The organism is Exiguobacterium sp. BG5(2022) (assembly GCF_031844365.1).
Taxonomy (GTDB): Bacteria; Bacillota; Bacilli; order Exiguobacteriales; family Exiguobacteriaceae; genus Exiguobacterium; species Exiguobacterium profundum.
In genome coordinates this window covers 926,433-939,895 of record NZ_JAUZVB010000001.1, presented here as the reverse complement: position 1 = coordinate 939,895, position 13,463 = coordinate 926,433, and the positions used below count along the sequence as shown (strand labels likewise).

15 protein-coding genes are annotated in these 13,463 nt (G+C 48.5%); 14 read left to right on the top strand and 1 reads right to left on the bottom strand.

What is annotated here, in order from left to right; translation table 11 throughout:
- The first annotated feature begins 4 nt into the window (after window positions 1-4).
- From deoB to Q9R25_RS04835, 6 genes are all read left to right on the top strand, one after another.
- Window positions 5-1,171, top strand: coding sequence for a phosphopentomutase (gene deoB, locus Q9R25_RS04860; RefSeq protein ID WP_159562417.1), 1,167 nt, complete (start codon window positions 5-7; stop codon window positions 1,169-1,171).
- 13 nt (window positions 1,172-1,184) lie between these two features.
- Window positions 1,185-1,994 carry a purine-nucleoside phosphorylase gene (locus Q9R25_RS04855; RefSeq protein WP_012726501.1) on the top strand — a complete coding sequence of 270 codons (810 nt, stop codon included), beginning with the start codon at window positions 1,185-1,187 and terminating at the stop codon, window positions 1,992-1,994.
- A gap of 28 nt (window positions 1,995-2,022) precedes the next feature.
- Entirely contained in the window at window positions 2,023-3,324 is a 1,302-nt protein-coding gene (locus tag Q9R25_RS04850; protein WP_074036810.1) for a pyrimidine-nucleoside phosphorylase, read from the top strand.
- A gap of 114 nt (window positions 3,325-3,438) precedes the next feature.
- Entirely contained in the window at window positions 3,439-3,879 is a 441-nt protein-coding gene (locus Q9R25_RS04845; protein ID WP_311282871.1) for a peptidylprolyl isomerase, read from the top strand.
- 89 nt (window positions 3,880-3,968) lie between these two features.
- The gene (locus Q9R25_RS04840; RefSeq protein WP_074036814.1) at window positions 3,969-4,325 is read left to right on the top strand and encodes a GCN5 family acetyltransferase; all 357 of its coding nucleotides are present in this window, start codon (window positions 3,969-3,971) and stop codon (window positions 4,323-4,325) included.
- 85 nt (window positions 4,326-4,410) lie between these two features.
- On the top strand, window positions 4,411-4,689 hold the full coding sequence (locus Q9R25_RS04835) for a hypothetical protein (RefSeq protein WP_214781377.1): 279 nt from the start codon (window positions 4,411-4,413) through the stop codon (window positions 4,687-4,689).
- A 31-nt stretch (window positions 4,690-4,720) separates the two neighbouring features.
- On the opposite strand, the gene Q9R25_RS04830 is transcribed toward Q9R25_RS04835, so the two are convergent.
- The gene (locus Q9R25_RS04830; RefSeq protein ID WP_215243859.1) at window positions 4,721-5,188 is read right to left on the bottom strand and encodes a DUF309 domain-containing protein; all 468 of its coding nucleotides are present in this window, start codon (window positions 5,186-5,188) and stop codon (window positions 4,721-4,723) included.
- Between the two features lie 83 nt (window positions 5,189-5,271).
- On the opposite strand from Q9R25_RS04830, the gene Q9R25_RS04825 reads away from it, so the two are divergent.
- From Q9R25_RS04825 to Q9R25_RS04790, 8 genes are all read left to right on the top strand, one after another.
- A complete protein-coding gene (locus tag Q9R25_RS04825) occupies window positions 5,272-6,039 on the top strand; it encodes a segregation/condensation protein A (RefSeq protein ID WP_031423432.1) in 768 nt (255 codons plus the stop codon).
- Window positions 6,017-6,610 carry an SMC-Scp complex subunit ScpB gene (scpB, locus tag Q9R25_RS04820; protein ID WP_074036818.1) on the top strand — a complete coding sequence of 198 codons (594 nt, stop codon included), beginning with the start codon at window positions 6,017-6,019 and terminating at the stop codon, window positions 6,608-6,610. The genes Q9R25_RS04825 and scpB overlap by 23 nt, the downstream gene beginning before the upstream one ends.
- Before the next feature lie 4 nt (window positions 6,611-6,614).
- On the top strand, window positions 6,615-7,373 hold the full coding sequence (locus tag Q9R25_RS04815) for a pseudouridine synthase (RefSeq protein WP_012726494.1): 759 nt from the start codon (window positions 6,615-6,617) through the stop codon (window positions 7,371-7,373).
- A gap of 136 nt (window positions 7,374-7,509) precedes the next feature.
- The gene (gene resA / locus Q9R25_RS04810) at window positions 7,510-8,091 is read left to right on the top strand and encodes a thiol-disulfide oxidoreductase ResA (protein ID WP_047795228.1); all 582 of its coding nucleotides are present in this window, start codon (window positions 7,510-7,512) and stop codon (window positions 8,089-8,091) included.
- A 19-nt stretch (window positions 8,092-8,110) separates the two neighbouring features.
- Window positions 8,111-9,655, top strand: coding sequence for a cytochrome c biogenesis protein ResB (resB, locus tag Q9R25_RS04805; protein WP_159562414.1), 1,545 nt, complete (start codon window positions 8,111-8,113; stop codon window positions 9,653-9,655).
- Complete coding sequence (gene ccsB, locus Q9R25_RS04800; RefSeq protein WP_031423441.1) at window positions 9,655-10,839, top strand: c-type cytochrome biogenesis protein CcsB; 1,185 nt, start codon at window positions 9,655-9,657, stop codon at window positions 10,837-10,839. Before resB ends, ccsB begins: the two co-directional genes overlap by 1 nt.
- A 160-nt stretch (window positions 10,840-10,999) precedes the next feature.
- Complete coding sequence (locus Q9R25_RS04795) at window positions 11,000-11,716, top strand: response regulator transcription factor (RefSeq protein WP_147538010.1); 717 nt, start codon at window positions 11,000-11,002, stop codon at window positions 11,714-11,716.
- Complete coding sequence (locus tag Q9R25_RS04790; RefSeq protein WP_143180242.1) at window positions 11,713-13,422, top strand: HAMP domain-containing sensor histidine kinase; 1,710 nt, start codon at window positions 11,713-11,715, stop codon at window positions 13,420-13,422. Before Q9R25_RS04795 ends, Q9R25_RS04790 begins: the two co-directional genes overlap by 4 nt.
- The last annotated feature ends 41 nt before the right edge of the window (window positions 13,423-13,463 follow it).

The following is a 13,463-nucleotide window of genomic DNA, read 5'->3' as shown; positions in this document are numbered from 1 at the left end:
TTTTGTGAAGAAGTTTAAACGTATTTTCTTAGTCGTCATGGACTCGGTCGGTATCGGTGAAGCACCAGATGCTGAACAGTTCGGTGACAAAGGGGCCGACACGCTCGGGCATATCGCGCGTGAACATAACGGATTGAACATGCCGAACATGGGTAAACTTGGACTTTCGAACATCAAGCCGATTCAAGGCATCGATGCATCGGATGCACCGAGTGCGTATGGTCGCATGGAAGAAATCTCAGCTGGTAAGGATACGATGACAGGACATTGGGAAATCATGGGTCTTCATATCGATACACCATTCCGAGTATTCGAGGAGTTCCCTGATGACTTGATTCACCGCCTCGAAGAGTTCAGCGGACGTAAAATCATCGGGAACAAACCGGCGTCAGGAACAGAAATTTTGGACGAACTCGGTGAAGAGCATGTCGAGACTGGCGCTCTGATTGTCTATACATCAGCCGACTCAGTCCTTCAAATCGCAGCACACGAGGACATCGTGCCGGTTGATGAGTTGTACCGAATCTGCGAATACGCTCGTGAAATCACACGTGAAGATCCATACATGCTCGGACGAATCATCGCTCGCCCGTTCATCGGGACACCAGGAGCATGGGTCCGTACGGCAAACCGTCACGATTACGCCTTGAAACCATTCGGCAAGACCGTCATGAACACGCTTGAGGAAGCTGGGAAAGACGTCATCGCATTAGGGAAAATCAGCGATATTTACGATGGTGAAGGTGTGACAAAAGCGGTCCGCACGAAATCGAACATGGATGGCATGGACAAATTGGTCGAGTCGCTCGAGGAAGACTTCGAAGGGCTCTGCTTCTTGAATTTAGTTGACTTCGACGCATTATTCGGTCATCGTCGTGACCCGGAAGGCTATGCGGTCGCGCTTGAAGAGTATGACGCTCGCTTACCGGAAGTGATGGAGCGCCTTCGTGAAGATGACTTGCTCATCATCACGGCTGACCACGGAAATGACCCTGTTCATGCCGGTACAGATCACACGCGTGAATACGTTCCGCTCATCGTTCATCACAACGGAGCGAAAGCGGTTGATTTAGGCATTCGTGGTACGTTCGCAGATATCGGTGCGACCGTCGCTGACAACTTTGACGTTGCGGCACCATCAAACGGAAAGAGTTTCTTAAACGAAATTTGAGGAGGCAATATTCATGGTAAATTGGAACGAAACAAAAGCGTTTTTGCAGGAGCGTATGGGCAGTACACCAGAAATCGGACTCATTCTAGGGTCGGGACTTGGAGTCCTCGCGGACGAGATTGAGAACCCGGTAGCGATTCCTTATGAGGAGATTCCACACTTCCCGGTATCGACTGTCGAAGGACATGCGGGTCAACTCGTGTTCGGTGAACTTGAAGGAAAACGAGTCGTCGCCATGCAAGGACGGTTCCACTTCTATGAAGGATACTCGATGGAACAAGTGACGTTCCCGGTTCGTGTCCTCAAATTGATCGGTGTCGAGACTCTTATCGTCACAAACGCGGCAGGAGCATGTAACGAGTCATTCAACCCAGGCGACTTGATGATCATCACAGATCATATCAACTTCTTTGGTACGAGCCCGCTCATCGGGAAGAATGCGAGTGAATTCGGGACTCGTTTCCCTGACATGTCAGAAGCGTACGATAAAGAGCTCGTGAAATTGACAGAACGTGTCGCTTCAGACCTTGGACTTTCTGTACAAAAAGGGGTTTACTTCGGTAACACAGGTCCTACGTACGAAACACCAGCTGAAGTCAAAATGGCCCGTCTTCTCGGTGGCGACGTCGTCGGTATGTCGACCGTTCCAGAAGTCATTGTCGCGCGTCATTCGGATATGCGTGTCCTAGGGATCTCGTGTGTCTCGAACATGGCAGCAGGCATCTTAGATCAACCACTCAACCATGAAGAAGTCATCGAAACGACAGAGCGCGTTCGTCAAGACTTCCTCTCTCTCGTACGTGGCACGATTAAAAGCATGTAAGTAACTTAATTTTAGGAGGACGACAGTTATGCGTATGGTCGATTTGATTTTAAAGAAACGTAACGGTGGAGAATTGAACGAAGAGGAGATTCGCTTCGTTGTCGAAGGTTTCACGAACGAATCAATCCCTGACTATCAGATGTCAGCCTTATCGATGGCCATCTACTTCAATGGGATGACTGAAAACGAGACGGCTGCATTGACAATGGAAATGGTGAAGTCTGGTGATACGATTGACCTTTCCAACATCGAAGGGAAAAAAGTTGACAAGCACTCGACGGGCGGCGTCGGGGACAAAATCAGCTTGATCGTGGCACCACTCGTTGCTTCAATCGGCATCCCCGTTGCGAAGATGAGCGGTCGTGGTCTCGGTCACACGGGTGGTACGATTGATAAGCTCGAATCATTCCCGGGGTTCAACGTTGAATTGACGGAAGAACAATTCACGAAACAAGTAAATGATATCAAAATGTCGATCATCGGTCAGACAGGGAACTTGACGCCTGCCGATAAGCGCTTGTATGCGCTCCGCGACGTTACGGCTACGGTCGAATCGATCCCGCTCATCGCAAGTTCAATCATGTCGAAGAAGATTGCAGCAGGCGCGGACAGTATCGTTCTTGACGTCAAGACAGGTTCTGGCGCGTTCATGAAATCGTTTGATGATGCGAAAGCCCTCGCGGAAGAAATGGTCGCAATCGGGAAAAACGTCGGACGTAAGACGGTCGCGGTCATCACAGACATGGACCAACCGCTCGGCTTTGAAATCGGGAACGCGAACGAAGTGAAAGAAGCGATTGAAGTCCTCTCAGGTAAAGAAGTCGAAGATTTGAAAACAATCGCTCTCACGATCGCTGGACATATGGCTGTCCTCGGTGAATTCTATCCAACGTTTGAAGAAGCATATGCCGACCTTGAGAAGCGCATTGCAGATGGACACGCCCTCGAGGTGTTCCGCAAGTTCGTCGAAGCACAAGGTGGCGACGCATCACTCGTCGATGATGTGACGAAATTACCACAAGCTTCATATGAGACGACATTCGTCGCAAAAGAAGCAGGTTATGTCGAGTCGATCATCGCAGACGAAGTAGGTGTTGCGGCGATGCTTCTCGGTGCAGGACGCGCGACAAAAGAAGACAAAATCGACTTTGCGGCAGGCATCACGCTTGAGAAAAAAGTCGGCGACCGTGTCGAGGTAGGCGATGTGATCGCGGTACTCCGTTCGAACATCGAAGACATGTCTTCAGCCATCGAGCGTTTAGACCATGCGTATACGATCGGTGCAACGAAACCAGAGGCCCGTCCACTCGTTCACGCGGTGATTCAATAAGGCAGAACGTCTGTTTCCACAAAAAAGTGGAGACAGACGTGTTTTTTTGATAAGATGGGTAATGTGAGTGTCAAACAGCAGGATACATATTATGAAAAAGGGGTTGCTTGAAACATGAAAAAAGGTTCTATGAAACTTGAAAATGGCGAAATGATTGAATTTGATTTATTCCACGGTGAAGCATCAATCACGGTCGAAAACTTCGAAAAACTTGCGAACAGCGGGTTTTACAACGGATTGACGTTCCACCGTGTCATCCCTGGTTTCGTCAGCCAAGGTGGTTGCCCACAAGGAACTGGAATGGGTGGCGCAGGCTATACGATTCCTTGTGAGACATCGACATCGTTCCCACACAAACACGAAGCGGGTTCACTCTCAATGGCCCACGCAGGTCGTGACACAGGGTCTTCACAGTTCTTCATCGTCCATGAGCCACAACCGCATTTGGATGGTGTCCATACGGTATTCGGTAAAGTGACATCTGGTCTTGAGCATGCCGTCAAACTTCGTCAAGGTACGAAGATGGCAGAAGTGAAGGTTTGGGACGAGAATTGATTTTTGCCTGAAGGGTATGGCACAATGAACCATGTCTCTCACGTGTTCACGTCGTGAAACTTGAATGACAAAAGGTGGTGAACCCAGCAATGCTGGTCAAATATAAACGTTCTTATGAAAAGACGGCGATGGGTCTACTCGCATTCTCATGCAGTGACAAATCTCCGCTAAGCTTGCTTGAACTCGTCCGATCGTATGACGAGGAGGAGTCGAAGTTCCTCTATTTGTGGAAAGTCGGTGAAGACTTCGTTGGTATCATTGGTATGGAGCAACAAGAAACGACAATGGTCATCGACCATATCGCCTTGTCGCCATCATTCCGTGGCGAGAAACGTTCTTACGAGCTTCTAGACGAGGTAAGAAACGTCCTTCCACTTGATTTGACGCTAACCGGTACAGGCAAGACGGGCGATTTATTGGATAAATGGAATCAATTAGTCGTCTGATGACAAAAACCCCCGCAATCTTGGACTGCGGGGGTTTTGCATATTGCATGGAGTAAATCACAAACCCTTTAAATGAGGTGGATTCATGAATCGAGTAACAATTGATGAACTGATCAATCGAATGGAGCAAGTGCTCAGGCAAGAACGAACGCGAGAAGAAATCTCTGATTGGGCACATCAGTGGATGGAACAGTATGAAAATATAGATGGATTTGATTGGACAGCTTCTGACGAGGTGGTTTGGTCCTGCTTACAAACGATAGTTGGCATGGATTTACTTGAAACCCCTTCTGAATATTTACATGATCGGAGCGATCTCGAGAGTTGGGTGATGGCGTTTAAGAAGTTAAAAAATCATCATTGATCATGAAAAGGAGACTTCTTGAATCTTGACGTCAACTTCTGGCACGTTGCCTTTTTAAAAGTGCCAACTCCCGTTCCATAATCACTTCGCTCCGGTCACGGTGTAGATGTTTATGAACGAGTTCCTCGAACGCCAGGTCCGTCGATGGAAACGTCGATTTTAGGGATTCGACCGTCTCACGGACATCTGATTGCAATGGAAGCGTCGCGCGAAGCGGCCATTCCTCGAGTTGTGCGATGAAGGAGTCGACATCTAGACCGAGTTCATTCAAATAGGGAGAAGCGATGTCAATCTTTCGACGTAAGAGTCGCAAGCTCTTTTTTGCGCCGACCAAATTGTCGCGCCGGAGGTGATAGTGGATGACAGCATATTGGATGAGCGCTGCATAGCCGTGGTGACGGCGTCCGTCTGCCTGCCACGCCTCTTCTAATACCTCATGACATTCGAAATAATCGGCATGACATTCAAAAAGCAACGTATAATGAATAAAAGGGGTCATGAATCAATTTTCTCCTTTCGTGTCCACGGTGTTATAAAACATGTTATACTAAAGCGCAAAAATGTAAAATGGCAGGTGTCTCTATGGAAGCCTATAACGTTAAAATTGATACGTTCGAAGGTCCACTCGACCTGTTGCTCCATTTGATTGGAAAAATGGAGATTGATATCGTCGACATTTCCGTGGCAGAAGTCACTGACCAGTATGTCGGCTATATTCGCACGATGCAAAAATTTGAACTCGATGTGGCCAGTGAATACTTGGTCATGGCGGCGACGTTGCTCCAATTGAAGAGCAAACAATTGTTACCGCCAGTTTCGGTCGAGGATGAAGAGGTTCCAGACTTCAGTGAGGAACCGACGCGTGAAGGTCTCATTCGTCAATTGATTGAATACAAAGCATATAAAGAAGCGGTCGTCTTCATGCGTGAACAAGAAGAACACCGGCTTGAATTGTATACGCGACCGGGTGAAGATTTGACGACTTATATGTCTGAAGAGGTGTCTAAGTATGACGGACCACTCAACTTCTCGGATCTTCTCCACGCCTATTCGAAGATGATTGAACGGAAACGTTGGAAAGAACGACGCAAAAAGACGATCAAGCGGGAAGAGCGTACGCTTGAAGAGCAGATGACGCGTCTTCATGAACACGTATCGTCGACGAGACAAACGTCGTTTTTCGCCTTTTTTGTTGAGCAACCGAACGTCTCGGATCTCGTGGTAACGTTTATGGCGCTTCTTGAGCTGATCAAGCTACGGGTCGTCGTAACAAAACAACTCGACCAAGATATTCAAATCTCATTCATTGAACCATCAAAGAAAGGGGATGAAGCGGTTGCTGTCTTATGAGACGATTATTGAAGGATTGCTGTTCGTCGTCGGTGATGAAGGGATGGAAGTACGCGCGCTCGCCGAGACGCTCGATATCTCAGAAGCTGCGGCACGAGAACAGCTCAGTAAGCTAGAGACATCGTTCAAATCATCGAATCGGCCGTTTCAGCTCATGGAATCGGCAGGTGTCTACAAGCTCGTGACCGTTCCGGACGTCTCTCCGTACATTCAAAAATATGTCGGGACGATGGCTGAGCAGGCGCTCTCACGTGCAGCGATGGAGACGCTTGTTATCATCGCCTACAAACAGCCGGTCACACGAGCGGATATCGAAGAGATTCGCGGGGTCAAAGTCGAACGGGTCATCCATACGTTGTTATCGAAAGGATTGATCGAATCGGCTGGTCGTGCGAAGACGATTGGTCGTGCCAAGCTGTATCGTACGACAGAGCACTTCCTCGACCATTTCGGGTTCAACTCGCTCGAAGAATTGCCACCATTAACATTTGAGGATGAACTGACAGACGAAGGCGATTTGTTCTTCGGTCAGGAATCACCGAAGCAAGAAGAGAGATTGGAGAAGGATTAATCATATGGAACGTTTGCAAAAAGTAATCGCACAAGCGGGGGTCGCCTCGCGTCGGAAAGCGGAAGAAATGATTTTGGATGGTCGCGTCCGCGTGAACGGAAAAGTCGTCCGTGAACTCGGGACGAAAGTTGGACCGAAGTCAGAGATTGAAGTCGATGGCGTCAAAATCGAACAAGAAGAACATGTCTACTATTTGCTTTATAAACCGAGTGGCTACGTATCGACGGTCGATGACGACAAAGGACGTAAAGTCATCACAGACCTCGTCCCACCAGGAGCACGTGTATTCCCGGTCGGTCGTCTTGACTACAACACGACGGGTCTCATCATCTTGACGAACGATGGCGAGTTCTCGAACATGATGACACACCCGAAATATAAAATTCAAAAGCGCTATGTGGCAAAAGTGAAGAACATCCCATCTTACTTGGCCATCAAACAGCTTGAGTCTGGTGTCGAACTCGATGACGGATTCAAAACGGGAAGTGCGAAAGTGAAGATGAAGTCTGTAGACCAGAAGAAGAACACAGCCATCCTCGAAATCGTCATCTCGGAAGGTCACAATCGTCAAATCCGTCGGATGGTGGAAGCCATTGGTTCAGAGGTCATCAAACTGAAGCGTGAACAGTTCGGTTTCTTGACGCTCGACGGTCTGAACACGGGCGACTGGCGTGAACTTTCACACAAAGAAATCAGTAAGCTTCGGGAACTTGCGAACCCTACCGTTCCACCGAAACCACGAGGCAAAAAGAAGAAAAAATAACAACAAAAAATCGTCCTGAAATAGGATGATTTTTTTGATTGTGTAGATTGTGTGACAAAAAAATGAAAAAAGTCTGTTAATGTGCGTTTTTAATGTTTTTTCAGTACAATAGCAACTGAAGGATGGTGTGAAAACGATGACAAAAGATCAACAAAAAGACGACCGGATGGAACAAGCGGTCGCAAAAAAGAAAAAGAGGTCATTTTGGCGGATGATGATCATGACGGTCGTTCTCTTCGCGGGAGCGGTTACGATTATGCAAACATTCGACCAAGCGGGTAACGATGGACGCATCGAGGCGGGCGACGAGGCACCGAACTTCAAGCTCGTCACACTCGACGGTTCGACCTTGTATGAGCGAGATAACTACGAAGGGAAAGGGATGCTCTTGAATTTCTGGGGTACGTTCTGTGAACCGTGTAAGAAAGAGATGCCGGTCGTACAAGAAAACTATGCGACACTTCAAGACATGGGTGTCGATTTTTGGGCCGTGAACGTCGGAGAGACACCGCTTCGTGTCGATAATTTCATCAACGACCTTGGTGTCGGGCTCGACTATCCGATTTTGATGGATACCCAGAGCGAAGTCGAAGGAGCGTATGGCATTTATAACCTACCCGTCACATTCGTCATCGATGGTGAAGGGAACGTAATTGAAAAGTATGAAGGTGAACTCACGAAAGAGAAATTGATGGAGCTAGCCGAGAAGTCATTGTAAGCGAACGGGGGACGCACAGATGCTAGATATGAAATACGAAGGCGCTGATTTACGGTCGAAGCGTCGTCCGAAATCGATCATTGACCGTGTGTGGAACTTCTTTGCATCGGTCAAAGTGGGGTTGTGGTTAATTGCATTGATTATTGTCGGTTCGGCAATCGGAACAATCTTTCCTCAAGAGATGTACATCCCACAACAATTACCGCCTGAACAATATTATATGGAGGAGTATGGAACACCGGGTTCTATTTATTACGCCCTCGGATTCCATAACCTATACACATCGTGGTGGTACATCGGTCTGATTGTCATGTTGACGCTCTCACTCGTCGTCGTGTCGATTGACCGTGGGGTTCCGCTCTATAAGGCGCTTAAAAAACAACCGGTCAGACGGACAGAACGTTTTATGAAGGGGCAACGTCTCTTCGGACAAGGTGATGGGACGGAGGCTCAAATTGATGAGATCGCAGTCGCACTTAAAAAGAAACGATATACCGTCAAACGGGACGGCGATGCTCTGTTAGCAGAGAAACACCGGTTTGGTCGTTGGGGTCCGTACGTCAACCACCTCGGACTTGTCATCTTCTTCCTAGGGGCGATGCTGCGAGTGTTCCCTGCATTCCATACGGATACGCTCGAATGGGTGCGTGAAGGCGACACGGTGTCGCTAGAGGCGACTGACGGCGAGTACTACTTACGGAACGACCAGTTCATTCTTGAAATGTACGACCCTGAGAACAATGAAGAGGACGCGAAGTTCGCGGCCGCCATTGAAAAAGCAGGAGCCGTTCCTAAAAATTATGAGACAGAGTTGACGTTATTCAAAAAGACGGGAACGAACGAGGACGGATCGCCGCAACTCGAGCAAGTCGATGTCGGTTCGACGAAAGTCAACCACCCGTTTAAGTTCGATAAATTTGAAGTGTATCAGGAACAATATTCAAGTCGTCCAGAGTTCTTATCGATGTCGTTCATGTTGGCAGATAAAGAAACCGGCGACGAATATGGTCCGTTCAAAGTTGATTTGGAGAATCCGGAAAAGTCTTATGAGCTCGATGGGGTCACCGTCACGTTGAAAGATTTGTATCCAGACTTTGAAGTGAAAGATGGACAACCGAATACGAAATCACCACGTGCACTGAATCCTGCCTTCTTCTTCAACGTTGAATCACCTGAAGGAGAAACGGAGTCGAATTTAATCGGCATTCGTCTGAATGTCGCTGATGAAGAGAACCGCTACGATGTCCAGTTTGCAGGTACAGAGATGGCGAGCACGAGTGGTTTACGTGTGAAGAGTGACTCCACCTATCCGATTTTGATCGTCGGTGCCACGATCTTTATGATCGGTATTGCGATGGGCATGTACTGGCCACACCGTCGCGTTTGGATCCGTCGTCATGAAGAGGGCGTGCTTGTAGCCGGTTTTACGAATAAAAACCCGTCCTCGCTCCGTCGTGAAGTGTCGCCGCTATTAGAACAAACTGGCTTACCGATGTGGGAAGACCAGGCGAGATTCACAGAGAAGTCGGAGAACGAGTCAACAGATGAAAGAGGGGAATCTTGATGGAATGGATTGAATGGAGCAGCCGAATGCTGTTTATCGCGTTCTTCCTGTACGCAATCTCGACGGTTCTCTTTACGATTGCCGTCAGTGGTATGCGTAAAGATCGAAACGTCAACCGTGTTGCCTATGGGAAATACGCCTTTATCTTGGCAATCATCGGCTTTGTCGCTCAAATGACATATTTCTTTATGCGCTGGGCAGGTGTCGGCTATGCGCCGGTATCAAACTTGTACGAATATACGACGTTCTTCGGTATGATGATGGTACTTGGGTTCCTCGTCGTATATGGAATTTATAAAAATGATGTACTCGGCTTGTTCGCGATGCCGGTGGCGTTACTCGTCATCGCCTTCGCTTCAATGTTCTCGAGTGAGGTCGCACCGCTCATCCCGGCACTCAACAGTGTATGGCTGAAAATTCACGTTACGACGGCTGCGCTCGGACAAGGGATTTTGGCCATTAGTTTTGCATCGGGACTCATTTTCTTATTGAACGAAACATCGATGAAAGAACAGTCTAAGTCACGGACGTGGCTCGAAGTGACGATGTTTGTCCTCATGTGCACGCTCGGCTTCATCATCGTCTCGATGTTATTCAAGGGGATTGGTGCCGGAGGTGTCGTCGAGTTCACGAACGACCGCGGTCAAGCGGAGACGTATGAATATTTCATGCCGATCTTGTTCGTCCCAGAAGGGGCACAACTCGTGTCTGGCGCGAGTGGCTTGTCACTCGAGCTCCCGAACTGGATCAATACACTCAAGTTGAACACGCTCATCTGGTCGGTCATCGGCGGAATTGTAATCTATGTGTTGCTCCGCTTTGTCATCTTGCGTAAACGCGTCGCTGAAGCGCTCCAACCCCTTGCAAAAAAAGTCGATCTCGACCTTGCTGATGAAATCAGCTATCGCTCGGTCGCGATTGGATTACCGGTCTTTATCCTTGGTGGTCTGATCTTTGCGATGATTTGGGCACAGATTGCCTGGAACCGTTTCTGGGGATGGGACCCGAAAGAAGTTTGGGCCCTCATCACGATGCTGATCTATATTTACTACTTGCATATGCGCATTCAGCGTGGCTGGACAGGAACGAAAGCGGCCTGGTTATGTGTCGGTGGATTTGCCATCATCATGTTCAACCTCGTCTTCGTCAACCTGGTCATTGCCGGTCTGCATTCGTATGCCTGACATAAAAGAAGTCACAATTGTGACTTCTTTTTCATTTGGTCCATCAAATCATCGTTGTGAAGCGAAATAATAGAGTGGTATAGTTATGGCAGAGAGTGGAATGTTCACAATTGTGCAACATTCGCTACAACTCGTAATGGGTCTTAGGAGGGTTTCAGGTATGGCTGAGAAAACGAAGATTTTAGTAGTCGACGACGAGGAGAGAATTCGCCGACTTTTGAAAATGTACTTAGAACGTGAACAGTATGTGATTGAAGAAGCGGTCAATGGCGAAGAGGCGCTCGCGCTTGCCCTTGATAACGAATACGACGTGATCTTGCTTGATTTGATGATGCCAAAGATGGATGGGGTTGAAGTATGTACAGAACTCCGGAAGACGAAAGCGACTCCGGTCATCATGCTCACGGCGAAAGGTGAAGAAATCGACCGTGTCCAAGGATTCGAAGTCGGGGCGGATGATTATATCGTCAAGCCGTTCAGTCCGCGTGAAGTCGTGCTCCGCGTCAAAGCATTGCTTCGCCGCTCTGGTTCGACGAAGTTCATGCACACGAGTGAGAAGTCGAAGGATTTGATCGTCTTCCCACATCTGACAATCGATAATGATGCACACCGCGTCACGGTGGACGGCGAGGAAATCGCCCTCACACCAAAAGAATATGAGTTATTGTTCTTCCTCGCAAAACAGGTGGATAAAGTCTTTTCACGAGAGCAGTTGTTAAAAGAAGTATGGAACTACGAATTTTTCGGAGACCTTCGGACCGTCGATACGCATGTGAAACGTCTTCGTGAGAAATTGAATCGTGTCTCACCGGACGCGGCGCATATGATCACGACCGTATGGGGTGTCGGGTACAAGTTCGAAGCTGCCAGTGAATGATGATTCGTCGAAACAGCATCGTCACGAAACTGTGGCTGACGATTCTCGTTTTGGTCAGTGTCATCTTATTCATCGTCTCGGTGTTGATGCTTGAATTTTTTAATTCCTTTCATATCGACCAGGAACGAGGCCATCTTGCCAAGCTCGGTGGACAGGTCCAATCGGTTTTGTTGAATGAAGGTGACACGTCCCAGACGATTGATCAAATCATCGAAGTGTACGGGGCTAACTATATCTTAGAGAACGGTACGACCCGATCGAATTTTGGAAATCAAGTGGATGGTTTGATGGTGGAACTTGAACGACAGGATTGGGAAACCTATCAGGCGGTCGGTGAGACGGCCATCGGGAATTTCTCATCTTTTGACGACCAGGCCGCACTAGCGTATCGGACGACCTTCTCCTTATCGACAGGACAGTATACGCTCTACCTGCTCGAACCGCTCGATGCGATCTCGAGTGCGAACGCGGGAGCACGGACCATCATTCTTTGGACCGTCGCTTCGGCCATCATCGTCACGACCGTCTTCGCTTTCTTCTTGTCGACACGAATCACGGCACCGCTCCGAGCGATGCGGGATGCAGTCAATAAGACGGGAGAGGGGCAATTTGATTTGCGTTTGGAGACGAAGACACGGGATGAGATTGGAGAACTCGCTGCTTCTTTCAACGCAATGAGCAGTCAGCTTTCGAAGTATGTGAATGCCCTTGACCGGGAACGGCTGCAACTTGCGTCGATTCTTCGTTCGATGGCAGACGGTGTCATTACACTCGATCGTCATGCGAACGTGATTGTCACGAACCCGCAAGCGAGTCCATTACTTCAAGATGGGCAACCACATGAAGTCGTATTGTCTCTTTATGAGGAAGTGATGGAGGGGACGTCTGAAAAGACGATCGAAGTGAAACAGGATGAGCGGTACTATACACTGACAGTCACACCACTCGTCGGAGAAGACGATTTCGAGGGTGCTGTCGTTGTCATCCGGGATACGTCAGAAAGTCATCGACTCGATAAGATGCGGACCGATTTTGTGGCGAACATTAGCCATGAACTCCGGACACCGCTCGTGACGCTTCAAGGGTATTCAGAGGCAATCATCGATGGCATCACTGAGAGTGACGAGGCGACGAAAGAGTTCGCCTCCATCATCTATGATGAATCGCTCCGCTTGGCAAGACTCGTCAATGATTTGTTGGATTTGGCACGCATCGAATCGGGTAAAGAGACGATGCATTTCACTTCGTTTGATATCGGTGATTTCTTGCCCCGAGTCATGCGAAAGTTCAATCAGATGGCATCTGAAAAAGAGATTCGTTTACAGACCGACGCCCCGCACCGTCTCATCGAGGCGGATGGCGATCGTCTCGAGCAAGTGTTCACCAACTTGATTGGCAATGCTATCGCGCATACCGATTCTGGAGAAATTCGGATTGAGGCCACAGAAGAGACGGACGGGCTACGGATTCAGTTGACGGATACAGGTCATGGAATTCCAAAAGAGGATTTGCCGTTCGTTTTCGAGCGATTCTATAAAGCCGATAAAGCCCGGACCAGTGGTTCGAAGACAGGGACAGGCATCGGACTCGCGATCGTGAAGAATGTGGTCGATGCCCATCACGGAAAAGTGAGCGTATCGAGTACACTCGGGGTCGGAACCACCTTCGAGATTTACTTACCATTTGAACAACCACACAACTCGTAATGGTGACTCGCTTGAGTCACCATTTGTGGCATTTTAAGGGG